Genomic DNA, 15,973 nt, shown 5'->3' with positions numbered 1-15,973 from the left:
TATTTTCCGTGTAAATGTGTCACTTCCTTGCCTGAATCATTACTTTTATCATTTTTGCTCCAATTCTCCGTGCAAATATGTCATTTTTACATCAAATTTTTTTTGAATTTGTCGTATTTTGTGTATTTCATCCGTCATAATACGACATTTAGCTTAAGAATGCTGTTTTATCAACGTTTATGAAATATAACGCTATTTTTGCTCCACATCTCCGTGCAAATATGTCACCTTGTAAATAGGTGTTTCATCCCTTGGTATCACTAGTCTTCTAAAAAAATGCACCATTTCCCCGTGCAAATATGTCATTTTACAGCCTATATGACTGTGTCTATACTGTAAAAGACGACGTATATAGTTTTGGAAAGGAGGTAACTACATGAGTGTACAAAAGCTGTCACTAAAACGGCACACCCTTATAGCAAACAAGCTGCTGATTGTCATGAGCGGCTTAAACAGAAACACTAAACGAGACAATAGCTATTACTATGAAAAACATTCATTTGGTCTTGCAAAAAACTTTGTAGATATAAAGTGGACAGGTTCTCTGATGAAGCAAATTTTAGCTTACGTAGCCAAATGTAACAGCCAGGGTCATATTTCAATTATTTCTGAGCAAGAACTGGCTAATACAATCCAATGTTCCGTTCGGACCGTTCAAAATAATAACAGGCTTTTAGAAGACTATGACATCATTCGCTGGGATCGTTTATGGGGAGACTATATTCAAGTTTCTTTAAACAACTATTTAGAGGATTTTTTAGATTTACATATAAAAGAAGCTGCTGATGTTCAAAACATATCATATAATCCTGAAATGCTTGATGAAGATCACAATACCTATACTTCAAAAGGTGGTTATACTTCTGTTTCGATGGAAGTGATTTATCAATTGCTGGCTATTAAAAATATCAACATGCTGCGTCTGGCTTTACGTGCGTTGTACGTATACGAATCTGATGTAAACGTAAAGAAAGATTCAGAAGCACTTTTATCTTACACCGAGGTAAAACACATTCTTCCAAAATACATTGGCTATAAAGCTGCTATTAAAGAAATGGCTAGTAAATTGAGTGCAATTTTCCGTATCGATGTGCTAGAAAAAGATGATTGTGTCAAAACATTATTAGAAGAAAAGCAGCCAAGAAAATCAATTATTGAAAAAGTCAAGGATGGTTTTATTTTAAGCTTTAATTTAACTGGTGCTCATGATAGTAAAAAACAAAAAGAAATCGAAAAAATCCGTGGAGAGCATGCATTTGCTCAGTTTAAGAATTTCTTTAAATCTTTTGGCCATTATTCAATTAAAAAGGAAGATATTCATTCCATTGTACATGAGTTTGGTTTAGATATAATCGAAAAATCATTAACGTCCGTTCAGCGTTACTTACAACAAACTTACATAGAAGAAAGTATGGATGCATTTCGCTCTCTTGTGCATGAAATGGAGTCAAACTTCTTTACGTATATCCGCAAAATTGCCAACGGGTATTATCAGGCAAAAATTTACGCTCTATAATACTCTTTTTTGTTATGCCTTTTTTTACTCATTTCTACTCTATTTTCCTTCCATTCTTTCTTTCTCTTTAACTTACTAAAACATAAATATCTCTCAGCTATAATAAATCCCTTTAAATGATAATGATTTTCGTTTTCATGAAAAAAATCAACTAAACGAACAAAAAATACAATAAATAAACGTTATTTTCCGAACTACTGCGTAGAAAATATGGCTGTTATAAAAAAATCCTATATTTTTTCGTGAAAATTCTTGTAGCTAAGTGCAGTTTTTTTGATTCCTTAATTCCCTTTAAACTCAATCAGCAAAAGGCTTTTACCAATATAAGTTTTAACAATGTTTTTAATGTTTTTAATGTCTTTTTAATCTCTTATAAATATATAGTAATTTCTATAAAACAATGGACAGCAAATAAACAGCATTTATATATCCGAATACATTAAATTAAAATATATAACTCACTGAAAAAAGCGCTCCCCTAAAATAGAAACGCTCTTTCTTACTTCATGTATCTGTATAACTTCATAAAAAAACACACAAAACAAATTCTTTACATCTGCTTTGTGTGTTTTTTTTATTTAGTAGGATTATATTGTTTAAGAACTTTATCACGTACATATTTAAGATGATGATACATTTTCTTGAATGCATCATCGGGGTCATGATTAGCTAACGCATTATAAATAGCGGTATGATGTTCTACAGTAAGTGCTGGTTCTCTAAAGGTAATTTCGCTATCTGTTTTTTCATGAGTGAAGAGCAGGGAATTAATCATACCTTCTACCACTGGATTATCCGCGCTAACAGCAATAATTCGATGGAATTCCTTATCCGCTGCACCGTAATTGTTATCTGTGCTCTTTTTTATTTCCTCGATCGTTTCTTTTAACTGTCTTAATTGATCATCGTTTATTTTTTCCGCCGCCATGGTTACTAGGCCCAGTTCTAGTGCCATGCGCGCCTCCACTACTGCAGGTAAATTATCGATTGATAACGCTAACATAACGGAAAAAGGATGTGCTCCTATTTTGTTATTAAAATACGTACCTCCACGAGTTTTTCGTGTAATTACACCAAGTACTTCTAATGCACTCAAGGCTTCTCTCAATACAGGGCGACTTACATTCAGTACGTCTAATAACTCCATTTCAGTTGGCAGCTTATCTCCTGGCTTTAATTGCCCGCTGACCAATAACTGAATAATACGGTCGACTACTTGTTTTGCCAGCGTATTACGATTAACGGATTCAAATGACACTTTTTTAGTCGAACCACTCATCTTCATCCACCCTTTTCTGAATATTGTTTATTTGTAAGACTAATTATATCATATAGAGTTTTTTTATGTATTACCAACCACTACTTCTTAACTATTCTTATTTCTTATCTACATAGGATTATGTATTAAACTGCTCGTTATTATAAAAAACAGAAGCTCGAACAAAGACGTAGAATTGTTCGAGCTAAAAGCACCCTGTAATTATTTTCGAAAAAATTTTTAACGTACCAGACAAGGACGTTTATTATCAAAGCTCCAATTTTTAATTAAATACTGCATAGCTTTTGAATCATCACGTGCTCCTAATTGCATTTTCTTATATAGCTGATGTGCTTGCTCGATTCGTTCTAAATCCACCTCTATGCCAAGTCCTGGTTTTTTAGGTACTGCTACTCTTCCTCCCTCAATTTTAAAAGGATCTTTTGTCAATCGCTGACCATCTTGCCAAATCCAATGCGTATCAATAGCCGTTATTTTTCCAGGAGCGGCAGCAGCCACATGAGTGAACATGGCCAGTGAAATATCAAAATGATTATTTGAATGTGATCCCCATGTAAGACCCCATTCATGACACATTTGAGCCACACGAACCGAGCCTTGCATCGTCCAAAAGTGGGGATCTGCTAGAGGGATATCCACAGCGTTTAACTGAATAGCGTGACCCATTTGACGCCAATCTGTAGCAATCATATTTGTAGCAGTTGGCAGTCCAGTTGCTCTGCGAAATTCCGCCATTGTTTCTCTTGCTGAATATCCATTTTCGCTACCGCAAGGGTCTTCTGCATAGGCCAATACATGATGTTTATTTTTACATAGTTGAATAGCTTCTTCCAAAGACCAAGCCCCGTTAGGATCTAAGGTAATTCGAGCTTCAGGGAAGTTTTCAGCTAATGCTGCTACCGCTTCTATTTCTTGCTCACCTTTAAGAACACCGCCTTTTAGTTTAAAATCGTTAAATCCATACTGCTGATGAGCTGCCTGTGCAAGTTTTACGATTGCTTCGGGAGTCAGAGCTTCTTCATGGCGAAGTCGAAACCACTCCACTTTTTCATTTTCACCACTTAGATAGTCCAAGTCAGTTTTTTTGCGATCTCCAATATAAAATAAATAACCTAGCATTTCAACATGTTCCCTTTGCTGGCCTTCTCCTAATAATGCTGCAACTGGTACATTAAGAAATTTCCCTACTAAATCTAATAAAGCTGCTTCCAGTGCAGTAACGGCATGAATGGTCGTCCGTAAATCGAATGTTTGAAGTCCTCGTCCTGACATATCTCGATCTCCAAATTTTTTACGTACTGTATTTAAGATGTTATTATAATTTCCGATTGATTGATCTACTACAAATGTCTTCGCATCTTCAAGCGTTTGACGAATGTTTTCACCTCCAGGTACCTCTCCTACCCCTGTGCTTCCAGTACTGTCTTTTAAAATAACAATATTTCGAGTGAAAAAGGGACTATGGGCACCGCTGAGATTAAGCAGCATACTATCATACCCAGCCACTGGTATAACCTGCATATCTATAATTTGAGGCGTAGTCGACTTTTTTTCGTTTTGAATTTCACTATTTGTAAGAACATAATTATTCATGCTTTTCACTCCTGATCTAAGTTTTTTGAATCCGCTTACATATTGAGCGTACTTTCATCCTTTGAGGAGATATTCTTCAGTTCTACTCGTTTAATTTCTCCTACTAAAAGAAGATAACAGAGAATAGCTATAAGAGCGTTAGCGCCCACAAAAACCAATGCTCCATTAAAAGAGCCTGTTGCATTGACAATGTATCCAATAATAATAGGCGTTGTAATAGAAGCAACGTTCCCAAATGTGTTAAAAAGCCCGCCGCTTAAACCGGCTATTTCTTTAGGGGAAGTGTCAGCAACAACAGCCCACCCTAATGCCCCAAAGCCTTTTCCAAAAAAAGCAAGTGACATAATTACTACAACAATCCATTCAGCATCTACATAATTGCAAGCAACCATGCTACAGGAAAGCAACATGCCAATAACGATAGGTGTCTTACGTGCAAAAGTTAATGAACGACCTCTTTTTAAAAAGAAATCAGATACAATTCCCCCTAACACCCCTCCTAAAAATCCGCATATGGCAGGTAGAGAAGCAATAAATCCAGCTTCCAAAATTGACATTCCGCGTGCTTGAACTAAATAAACAGGAAACCATGTTAAAAAGAAATACGTGAGCGTCGTAATACAATATTGTCCAATATAAACACCTAACAACATTCTGCTTTTAAGAAGTTGTTTAATTTGATTCCATCCTGGGCCAGTATTTTTCTTTGTTTCTACTTTTTTATCATCCATATCAATGAGCCCGCCGCCCTGCTGGATGTAATTTAATTCTTCTTTTGTAATGCGAGGATGTTTGCTTGGACTGTAGATCACTTTCATCCAAACAGCAGCTAAGATTACTCCTAAGACACCCATAATAATAAATACAAAATGCCAGCCGAACCTGTGAGTAAGCCATGCCATAATAGGCGAAAATAATACTAGTGCAAAATACTGAGCCGAATTAAAAATCGCAGAGGCTGTCCCACGTTCAGATTTTGGAAACCAGGCTGCTACAATACGGCTATTTCCCGGAAAAGAAGGGGCTTCAGCTAACCCAACCATAAAACGAAGCGTAAATAAGATAATTATAGCAGCACCGCCACTAAAAAAACCGATAAATCCTTGAAAAAAGGTAAAAATAGACCAAAAAAATACACTGCATGCAATGATTGTCTTTGATCCGAATTTGTCTAAGAACCAACCTCCAGGAAGCTGACCAATTACATAAGCCCATCCAAATGCTGAAAAAACATACCCCATTGAAACTGAATTTAAGCCTAATTCTTTTTGAACAGAGTCTCCTACAATGGACAGCGTCGCTCTATCTGCATAATTAATCGTTGTCAAAACAAAAAGCATAAATACGACAAACCAGCGTACATGGCTTTTCTTGCTGCTTCCCGCTTCCAATTTTGGTTTAGCTTGCATAATCACCTATTCCATCCCCCTCTTATTGTTTTGTTCTTTTCCTATGTTTATCTCTCTTAAAAAGGAGGAATTTTCCTCCTTTTTAAGAGAGTAAAAGGTTCATAATACAATAAAGGTATTTAACTTTTTATAAAAACAGTTTTAGTAGCTGTGAAAAATTCTTTAGCAGCCTCCCCTTGTTCTCTAGAGTGAGAACTTGATTGTTTCATGCCTCCAAAAGGTGCCTGAAGTTCAACGCCTGCGCTTTCCGAGTTAATTCGAATAAGCCCAGCATCCATTTCATTAATAAAAGAAAGCATATGAGAAATATTTGTAGTGAAAATAGAAGCACTTAGCCCATATTGAACATCGTTAGCTAGTGCTAATGCTTCCTCGATGGATTCTACTTTCATCAATGCTATTACGGGGCCAAAAATTTCTTCTTGTGATATCGTCATATGCGATTCTACGTTTTCAAAAATAGTAGGTTCTACGTAAAATCCATTTTCATATTCCCCGTCAGTCAACTGACGTCCTCCGTATAAAAGAGTTGCACCTTCACTTTTTCCTTTTTCAATATATGACAATACGGTCTGTAACTGATTTTCGCTTGCACATGGTCCCATCCACGTGTCTTCGTTTAACCCTTCTCCAACGGTAATTTCCTTCGTTTTTGCTAATAGTTTTTGTTTGAATTTTTCATATACCTCATGCTGAACAATTACCCGACTAGTCGCAGTACATTTTTGACCTGTGGAACGGAATGCACCGCTGATCGTACCTTCTACTGCTAAATCTAGATCTGCATCCGCCGCTACAATTACCGGGTTCTTCCCCCCATTTCTAACTGATATTTAGCTCCTCGAACGAAAGCCTGTTGACCAATTTGTTTGCCTACTCGATCGGATCCTGTAAATGTAATCGCATTAATTTCTGGATGTTCAGCAATAGCTTGACCAATGATTGATCCAGAGCCCGTAATCATATTTACTACACCCGCTGGAATTTCTGCTTCTTCAAAACATTCGATAATCTTAGCGCACGTAATAGCTGTTTCAGTAGCTGGCTTAATTATGACAGTATTTCCGTAAACAAGTGCCGGAGCTATTTTCCATATAGGAATAGCAATAGGAAAGTTCCATGGGGTGATAACTCCAACAACGCCTAACGGTACTCGAGATGTAAACATCAATGCTTCAGCATCGGTAGAAGGAATTACATCTCCCATTTTTCTCATACCTTCCCCTGCATAGTATCGAAGAATAGCTATTCCGCGAGCTGTTTCTCCTTTTGTTTCAGCCAAGGTTTTTCCCATTTCACGTGTAGCACATTCCGCAATTTCATCTAGTCTATTTTCCATAATATCCGCAGCTTTGTGAAGGTACTGTCCGCGAGCTGCGCCTGACAAGCGCTTCCATTTTTCTTGAGCTTGTTTAGCTGCTTTTATCGCTAGATTTAAATCTTCAAGAGTTGATTTTTGTACATATCCTACAGCCTCTTTCTTATTGGCTGGGTTTAGACTCTCCATCATCTCTTGAGACGATGATGGAACACCTTTTCCGTTAATAAAATTTAAGTATTGTTTGTCTTGAACACTAATTGTCATATGAACTCTCCTTTTTATAAAGCGTTTACATTTTATTAATTAAGATAAAACTTGTTTAGAGGATTTAGGATATTGATCAAATGCTTGTGTTAAAATCTTTTCAAGCTGTGCGTAATGTTCTTTATCTACTGAAACAATAGGAGGCCTTACTCTATCTGTAACAGGTAAACCTATAATTTCCATCCCTGCTTTAATCAATGAAACAGCATATCCTTTTTTTTGCTTGCGAATATCGTTAATTGGAAGGATTATATTTTGGTAGAGTTCACTTAGTAACTCTTGATCGTGACTTAATAAAGCGTTGTAAAACATTCTTGATATGTGCGGGACATAGTTAGAGATTGCTGAAGAATAAGAATTAAATCCAATTGGAGCGTATGCTGGCATCGTTACTTCAGCCATCGGCATTCCGTTTAGCCAGCCTAGTCGTTTTCTTAAAGACTGGGTTAATTCTATATTTAATTCCATATTTCCATATCCGTCTTTTAATCCTACTAGTTGGTTTAATTCTGTAAGTTTTTCTAAAGTTGGCAACTGTAAAATGGCATTGTCTCTTTGATAAACAATTGCGTTTAAATTTGTATGCTCAATGATTGCTTTTAGATAGTTGTAAAGGCCCTCTTGTTCTCCTTCAATTAAGTATGGAGGTAAAATTAAATAGCCGTCTGCCTGTTTTTCCTCTGAAATACGAGCCCATTCTAAAGCTGTAGAAAGATTACCGCCCACACCTGTGTAAACGGGAACTTTTCTGTTGACGACAGATATAGCTACTTCTAACATTGCTGTATATTCTTTTGTATTTAAGGATTGAAATTCTCCTGAACCGCAAGCGATGAAGATAGCCTCTAACCCTTCGTCTAATAAAAATTGAATATTTGCTTCTAAAGCTTTTTCATCTAATTTTCCTTGGTTATTAAGGGGAGCGACGGGAAAACCTAAAATTCCTGTAGGTGCTTTTCTATTCATATTCACATGCATATCCTCCTATAAATTTTCAGATAATTTTTACATTTTTATTGTAAGACAAATTAAATTGTTTGTCAATAAAATAAATAAGCTTAAATTATTAAATAAAAAATTTTAAAATAGAAACGAAAAACACCTCTAAGAAAGAGGTGTTTTTCGTTTCTATTTATACGCCTTTTTTATTTCAATTCCATAGTTTCTTAACTTACGGTAAAGTGTACTTCGATCAATTCCTAACAATTTAGCTGCTTGAGATATATTGGAATGAGTTTCTGTTAAAGCAAGTAAAATTTGCTCTTTTTCAGATTGAAGATGATTGGTGGTTTCTGCTTCTTCACCGATGTAATTTGTTTCAAAAGCATTTTCGTTTAGCTGCTCTTTCATATCCTGATCCGAAACTACATTATTTTTACTGATCACTACTAACCTTTCAATAAAATGCATCAATTCCCTTACATTTCCTTTCCATTTATAGGTAGTTAATTGTGAATAAGCTTTTTCTGTAATCTCTATATTTTTCTTTTGATAGAGATTCGTATAATAGACTAAAAAATGCTGAGCAAGGTAACGAATATCACTTTTTCTTTTACGGAGCGGTGGAATATTTATAGTTAAGACCTTAAGCCTGTAAAGTAAATCCTCTCGAAATTTGCCTTTTTCTACGACTTTTAATAAATTTTTGTTCGTTGCTGCAATAACTCTTACATCTACAGGAATATATTTATTATCACCTAAGCGCATAACCTGTTTTTCTTGTAAAACTCTAAGTAAGCGGGATTGTCCATATGTATCCATCTCCGAGATTTCATCCAGAAAAATCGTTCCTCGGTGCGCCATTTCAAACAAACCTTGCTTTCCTTTCCTTGTCGCTCCGGTAAAGGCCCCTTCTACATATCCAAATAACTCACTTTCCAGTAAATTAGGCGGAATAGCTGCACAATTAACAGCAACAAAAGGACCGTTTTTCCGCAAACTTTCTGCATGAATACTCTGAGCAAATAATTCTTTCCCGGTGCCGGACTCACCAAAAATTAAAACGGTTGCATCTACAGAAGACACTGTCTGCCCAATCCGTTTAGCTTCACAAATTTCCTTAGAATGCCCTAAAATATCAGAAAATGTGTAGCGTGTTTCAAACTTTCTTGACAGTACTTCCCCTCTAATTTTAGCTTCCATTTCTTGAATACTTGTAATATCCTGAAAAGTTATCATTGCTCCGATAATGTCTTTCTCCACTTTAATTGGAGCAATATTAAATATTAAACTTTTGTTTTTGATTTTTTTGATTATACCTAAATGCTCTTCTCCTCCAAAATAATTTTTAATAGGTAAAAAGGGCATAACAGCATCAATCTGCTTCCCTAGCACTTCTTGCCTTTTTAATTCTAGCAAGTGCTCAGCAGCATGATTAAATACTTCTACTTTTTTATTTCGATTAATACTAATAATTCCTTGTATAGAATAATCAATAAGGGCTTTAACTGTTTGGGAACGCTCTTTTTCAATTTTTCTTCCTAAAGAAATCTTTTTAGCTTCTAAAAGCGCTGTCCGAACGGCAGAATTTCCAGATTCAATAGAAATTGCCTTAAAGCCTTTTCTAAGTGATAAAGTTGTTGTTTTCATTCCTCCAATAACAATATCTGTTTCTCCTGAGGAAAGTTGCTCAATATAAGTCGGAATATCTTCAACTGAATCAAGAAGATAAATAGAAAGGTTGATACCCAAAATATCTGCTAAAATTTCCACATCATTTTTCATATTCTGAAATGCGAGCATGGCCACTTTAGGATTTTCTAAGTTTGTTACCTGCTTGCTTTTATAAAAGGCTTGAGCTAAATCTTGTCCTGTAATTGGAATTTCGACTAGAGGAATTCCAATTACAGAATCAGTAATTAACCTTGCAGTCCCTCCTCTGCAAACGATAACATCACAGCTGGATTCTAATTTATTGGCGAGTTTTACAGCGCGGCTTAACCTTGCAAGGTAGATTTCAACCTCTCCTTGCAACCCTAACTCTTGAATTACTCTTTTTCCTTGTAAAAACAGTTGTTTATCTGGGGCAATAAAAGCAATTTTTGACATATTCTTTTCCTCCTGATTAGTTAGAATATTCTAGTTATTATAACGTATTGGTACAACAATTGTTGCTTTATGTACAACAATTGTTGTATATTTCATCACTTTTCTTCGGTACAAAGGCTTTTTTACTCGTTAAAACACTTGGCATGCTTATTGCAATAAAAATGAACATGTTTAGAAAGAAACTAAAAACGATTAAGGAGAGATAAATCATGTCTTTGCAAATCAATCAAACAGAAAAACCCCTTTATATCAAAGTAAATGAAAACGATAATGTTGCTACGATTGTAAATTCAAAAGGATTATCGAAAGGAACTGTGTTTCCATCTGGGTTAGAGCTAAAAGAATATATCCCTCAAGGACATAAAGTTTCATTAAAAAACTTTGAGAAAGGTGACAAAATTATTCGCTATGGAGAAGTTATCGGAGCTGCTTCCTCAGCGATTTCTCAAGGAACTTGGGTAAAAGAATCATATGTTACCCTACCTGATCCCCCTATTTTAGAAAAGCTGCCTTTGGCAACTAAAGTTTCTGCCCCTTTATCTCCTTTAGAAGGATACACATTTGAAGGTTACAAAAATACAAATGGAAGTGTTGGCACAAAAAATATACTTGGGATTACGACAAGTGTTCAATGTGTAGTAGGAGTACTTGATTATGCGGTTAAAAAAATCAAAACAGAACTTCTTCCTTCTTATCCAAATGTAGATGATGTAGTAGCTTTAACTCATAATTATGGCTGCGGAGTTGCCATTAATGCACCGGACGCCATCATTCCGATTCGTACATTACAAAATCTTTCTATTCATCCAAATTTCGGCGGTGAAGTTCTAGTAGTTGGCTTAGGGTGTGAAAAGCTGCTTCCTGAACGTTTGAGTCCACAAGAGATTTCAGGAAATATAACACGCTTGCAGGACCAGGCGGGTTTTAAGCAAATGATTGCTACGATTATAGAGATGGCAGAAGAAAAATTAATTAAACTAAATAGCCGGACGCGTGTAACCTGCCCTGTGTCTGATTTAACGGTAGGTTTACAATGTGGAGGAAGCGATGCCTTTTCCGGTGTTACTGCCAATCCAGCAGTTGGATATGCGGCAGATTTACTAGTAAGAGCAGGCGCTACTGTTTTATTTTCTGAAGTTACTGAAGTTCGAGATGCTATTCATTTGTTAACGCCACGAACAATTAATAAAGAAGTTGGTCAATCCCTGATTAAAGAAATGAAGTGGTATGATCAATATTTAAAAAGAGGCGAAGCAGATAGAAGTGCAAATCCTTCACCTGGAAATAAAAAAGGCGGACTTGTAAACGTAGTAGAAAAAGCACTTGGCTCCATAGCTAAAGCGGGAACAACTCCAATTGTCGAAGTTTTATCGCCTGGAGAAAAACCGACTAAAAAAGGCTTAATCTATGCAGCAACTCCGGCGAGTGATTTTGTATGCGGAACATTACAGTTAGCTTCTGGAATGAACATGCATATTTTCACAACAGGGAGAGGAACTCCATATGGCCTGGCAATGGCACCTGTTCTTAAAGTATCTACTAGAAGTTCATTAACTGAGCAATGGCATGATTTAATAGATTTAGATGCGGGAAGAATAGCACAAGGAGAAGCAACCATTGAGGAGGTTGGTTGGGAGCTCTTTCACTTAATTATAGAAATTGCAAGCGGCCATAAGAAAACATGGAGTGATTATTGGGGGTTGCATAATGATTTATGTCTGTTTAACCCTGCTCCCTTAACTTAACAAGATAACGAGAACCTGGCTTGCGCTGTTTCTAAACAGGTTCTCGTTACTTTATGACAAGTTGTATAACTAATTGGAGTTTAAATGACCTCTGTCTACTGCTTCTGGCGGTGTTTCCATCCAGCCGTTTTCCATCATAATATCCACGGCCTCCTTTACAAACTTTGAGATGTTTGTCATTGATTTTCCGTATAAAAGCGCTAGATCATGCCTTCCATTTACGGCTACTGAATTTCCAAAAGCCCTCATTTTCATTGAGAACATATCCATTTTGTGAAACAGCATCAATTTATCCGAAAATGGTGAAAAAGTCGAAGTAGTAATTAAATGATCAAGAAAGGATGGCGCTGGTAAATTATCTAGATGAAGTTTTTCAATATAGCGTTCTACCGCTTTATTTGTCAGATCTTCACCTTTTACAAATAACGCACGGATTTTTTCACTTTTAACAACTTGACTAAATGCCAAAATTAAGGCTTTGCTTGTCACATTATTCTCGATGTTATCATACAGATGAGCAATTTCTAATGCATGCAAAGGTCGAACATCTCCTATAAACCCGCTTAAATAATGAGTATTAGCGATGTTCACTTTTTCTGGTGCGGGAATAATTGGCGGCTTAATAATAAATCCTTTGTCCATTAAGATTGCCTTTATTTGCTCCATCAGTTCCATTGTTGCTTTCATACAATACGTTAAAAACGTCTTTACATCTTCTCTATACATTAGGGGCAGTGCGATACTGTAAATGCTTAATCCCGCTTAAGCAGCATATTTTAAATAATGCACGTAAAATTCATCTTCAAACAGCTTTGGAGCGCCTAGGTTCACGTCTTCTTGCGTAAATCCATACGGAATTGGCACATTCTCTTTTGTGAAAATTTCTTTTACGTTACTTTGAAATTCTTCCGTTAAACCTTTTGCATGCTGTAACAGCTTTTTTATATCGGGATCTTCAACGTGTTCAAGAAAATAACTTAAAATATACGAAGACATGCTGTTGCCCATATAGGTTGCCCAAAGTTTGCCCATTTCGGGGGCTGTTAATTTCTCTTTCACGCTTGTTTTTTTGAACCTATTTTAATTGGTTTGATTGTTTCCATCTATAATCTCCTAATTCGATTTGTTCTTAGGTTGGTCTTTTCTATCTTATCTATTCCTCAACTTTTGCCCTTTGTTGGAAGAGTTAAGAATCTCAGGTGAGATATGCAGGCTTAAGCATTTTAATCTACAGTCAGACCTATTCACGGCAACCACTCCTTCTTTCCGGGAAATTTACTACTGGTAGCTTATCCTAAATTTCTCATAATATAATTGAGAATCATTATTCCAAAAATAAAAAAGAGCTGTTTTATACGTCGTATTTCTCACGTATAAAACAGCTCCGCCTGTTATTCACGTATTTTCATGAAGCCCTATTGTCTGCATATTATTCACTGTGTTCAATTACTAGTTAGCTGGACTTCTTTATTATCTTCATTTTCTTCTATTCCCGCTTCTTTTATATTCACAAAAGGTTGATCAGCAACGGTCACAAGCTCGCCGCCGCAAACATGGCGAACAACGGTTACTAGCTCTGGAAAAGCGGGGAATTTGCCGTATAACGTTTTTAAAGGAAGTGCGCCTTTACATATCTTACTGTTATGTGGTTCATACCCTTTGAGCGTATCAAGCAATAATTGTTCTCCGCTTTCAGTCAATTTGATGTAGGTGTTTCTTTTATCATTTTCTCTTTTGGACAAATGCAGATATCCTTGATTTTCTAATTTTTTCGAAAAATTAAACGCTGTAGAGATATGCATAGCTCCTAAATTAGCTAACTCTGACATAGAGATTTCTCCCGTGTTACTAGCTAAACATAAAATATGATGCTCATTTACGTTTAGTCCATAAGGTTTCACCCATTGCTCCCAGTCATCTTCCGCAGCTCTCCAGATGGCTTTACTTACCTGCATTAATTTTAATCCAAACAATGATGCATCTTTTATTGTGTATTCACTTTCTTGTTCTTGTTTCGACATACTATCATTCCTTATTTGTAGGCTGTTGTAAGTTAGTTTATTTTTAAAACGCGTAAAAACATTTTTATTTCATCTAATTTATCAGTATACCTACAAAATCAGACGAAAAAATACACGTACAGTTTAATTTATTAGCTTTAGTCCACAAAATTTCTACAATTCTGAAGAAGTGTCTACCAACTAAAAAGAGGTACTTACTTTATTTTTATTAAAAAAAGTAATACGCGTCTTTTTAATTACTAATAGATGATGCGGATTCTAAGTGAGCAAATGCTTGTTCTAAGTCTGCAATTAAATCTTCCGTATCTTCAATTCCTACAGATATGCGAACCAGTCCTTCAGATATTCCAAGGGCTTTACGTTCTTCAAGCGTACATTCTACGTGACTAGTCGTTCTTGCTGGTCCATAAATTGTTTCAACCGCTCCTAAATTACCGGCTTTATTTGCATACGTTAACTTTGGCAGCAAAATTTTAATAGCTTCCATTTCTCCTTTTAACACAAAGCTTAATATTCCGCCAAAGCCTTTCATTTGTTTTTTGGCAATATGATGATGAGGGTGTGTTTCCAATCCAGGATAATAGACTGCTTCAACAGCTTCTTTCTTTTGAAGAAATTTAGCAATTTCCAAAGCGCTTCGTTCTTGTTGACGTATACGTAATTTTAACGTTTTCATTCCTCTTAAAATAAGATACGCTGACATGGGATCCATGGTCGCGCCATTGATCTCACGGTAGTGATACACATGCTGCATTAATTCTTTAGAGCCGCATACTACCCCGCCTAAGGCATCCGCATGTCCGCTTAAAAATTTTGTAGCGCTATGGATGATAAGATCTACTCCTAATTGAAGAGGGTTTTGATTAATTGGTGTCGCAAACGTATTATCAATAATGACGACTGCCCCTGCAGATTTTCCTGCTTTTGCTATTCTTTCAATATCAATAATTTTCATCGTAGGATTTGTAGGTGACTCTAAATATAGCACTTTACATCCTTTATTTACTTCCGCTTCAATTTCTTCATGATTTCCCGTATTACATAAGGTTACTTCAACTCCGATGTTAGGAAGGAACTCAGTGAAGATTTTATTTGTTCCTCCATATGTATCTTTTACCGATACGACGCGGTCTCCAGGTTTTAAAAAAGTGTATAATGTGCTGCTAATAGCCGCCATGCCGGAGGAAAATGCGACCGCTTCTTCTGCTTCTTCAAGTATCCTTACTTTTTCTTCAAAAGCTTTAACCGTAGGATTACTCATGCGATTATACGTATAGCCTGGTTTGTTTCCTAACGCAACTTCTTGCCATTCGTCTACATCATCATAATTGTAAGCTACGCTGAAGACGACAGGAACTTGAGTGGCATTATAAGCAAGTGATTCTTTTTCTCCTGCCCATACCGCTTTTGTTCCGTCTTGTACATTTTTAAACTGTTTGTCTGTCATTTACTCATCACCTCTGATTTTATTAATTAGATAATGATTAGATTATATATTGTATACAATATACTGTATATAGTACAGAATAATCTGATAATAAAATAACCATACTTACCTTATTAAATTTAAAGAGGTTGAGACATAACGAAATGAATCTAATCTAAAGACGAACAAATAGGATACATGAGCTGAACCGCTTGTGACACCGCAGTTGATTTCCGTGCAAGACTTCGCTTTCCGCGGGCGGGCGCTGAGCCTCCTCGTCGCATACGCTCCTGTGGGTCTCACCTGTTCCGCTTTTCCCGCAGGAGTCTTCGTCTTGCCCTCCAATCAACT

9 protein-coding genes and 2 pseudogenes are annotated in these 15,973 nt (G+C 36.2%); 2 read left to right on the top strand and 9 right to left on the bottom strand.

Going from position 1 to position 15,973, the window contains the following annotated elements:
- Positions 1–376: 376 nt before the first annotated feature.
- The gene (locus Q5794_RS09975; protein ID WP_374989049.1) at positions 377–1,516 is read left to right on the top strand and encodes a hypothetical protein; all 1,140 of its coding nucleotides are present in this window, start codon (positions 377–379) and stop codon (positions 1,514–1,516) included.
- Positions 1,517–2,090: 574 nt separating this feature from the next.
- Here the strand turns inward: Q5794_RS09975 and Q5794_RS09970 are convergent.
- The 6 genes and pseudogenes from Q5794_RS09970 to Q5794_RS09945 all read right to left on the bottom strand — a co-directional run bounded on the left by Q5794_RS09970 (position 2,091) and on the right by Q5794_RS09945 (position 10,430).
- A complete protein-coding gene (locus Q5794_RS09970; protein ID WP_013056598.1) occupies positions 2,091–2,795 on the bottom strand; it encodes a FadR/GntR family transcriptional regulator in 705 nt (234 codons plus the stop codon).
- 219 nt (positions 2,796–3,014) lie between these two features.
- Positions 3,015–4,388 carry a glucarate dehydratase gene (gudD, locus tag Q5794_RS09965; RefSeq protein ID WP_374989048.1) on the bottom strand — a complete coding sequence of 458 codons (1,374 nt, stop codon included), beginning with the start codon at positions 4,386–4,388 and terminating at the stop codon, positions 3,015–3,017.
- Positions 4,389–4,423: 35 nt separating this feature from the next.
- Positions 4,424–5,797: an MFS transporter gene (locus Q5794_RS09960; RefSeq protein WP_192997785.1), complete on the bottom strand. Its 1,374-nt coding sequence runs from the start codon at positions 5,795–5,797 to the stop codon at positions 4,424–4,426.
- 119 nt (positions 5,798–5,916) lie between these two features.
- Positions 5,917–7,382 (bottom strand): annotated as a pseudogene (gene gucD / locus Q5794_RS09955) (alpha-ketoglutaric semialdehyde dehydrogenase GucD).
- A 39-nt stretch (positions 7,383–7,421) separates the two neighbouring features.
- Entirely contained in the window at positions 7,422–8,354 is a 933-nt protein-coding gene (gene kdgD / locus Q5794_RS09950; protein ID WP_041816538.1) for a 5-dehydro-4-deoxyglucarate dehydratase, read from the bottom strand.
- A 156-nt stretch (positions 8,355–8,510) separates the two neighbouring features.
- The gene (locus tag Q5794_RS09945) at positions 8,511–10,430 is read right to left on the bottom strand and encodes a sigma-54-dependent Fis family transcriptional regulator (protein ID WP_214986928.1); all 1,920 of its coding nucleotides are present in this window, start codon (positions 10,428–10,430) and stop codon (positions 8,511–8,513) included.
- 209 nt (positions 10,431–10,639) lie between these two features.
- On the opposite strand from Q5794_RS09945, the gene garD reads away from it, so the two are divergent.
- Positions 10,640–12,175 carry a galactarate dehydratase gene (garD, locus tag Q5794_RS09940; protein ID WP_328246578.1) on the top strand — a complete coding sequence of 512 codons (1,536 nt, stop codon included), beginning with the start codon at positions 10,640–10,642 and terminating at the stop codon, positions 12,173–12,175.
- 69 nt (positions 12,176–12,244) lie between these two features.
- Here garD and Q5794_RS09935 read toward each other — a convergent pair.
- From Q5794_RS09935 to Q5794_RS09925, 3 genes and pseudogenes are all read right to left on the bottom strand, one after another.
- Positions 12,245–13,278: pseudogene (locus tag Q5794_RS09935) on the bottom strand (DUF3231 family protein).
- 339 nt (positions 13,279–13,617) lie between these two features.
- Positions 13,618–14,196: an HTH-type transcriptional regulator Hpr gene (locus Q5794_RS09930; protein ID WP_192997734.1), complete on the bottom strand. Its 579-nt coding sequence runs from the start codon at positions 14,194–14,196 to the stop codon at positions 13,618–13,620.
- A 232-nt stretch (positions 14,197–14,428) separates the two neighbouring features.
- Positions 14,429–15,643 (bottom strand): cystathionine gamma-synthase family protein, encoded by a 1,215-nt coding sequence (locus Q5794_RS09925; protein WP_214986930.1) that lies wholly within the window; start codon positions 15,641–15,643, stop codon positions 14,429–14,431.
- Positions 15,644–15,973: the final 330 nt, after the last annotated feature.

The sequence above is a fragment of the Priestia megaterium genome (assembly GCF_041941685.1).
In the GTDB taxonomy this organism is placed as follows: domain Bacteria; phylum Bacillota; class Bacilli; order Bacillales; family Bacillaceae_H; genus Priestia; species Priestia megaterium_C.
This window is presented reverse-complemented; position numbering and strand designations above follow the sequence as displayed.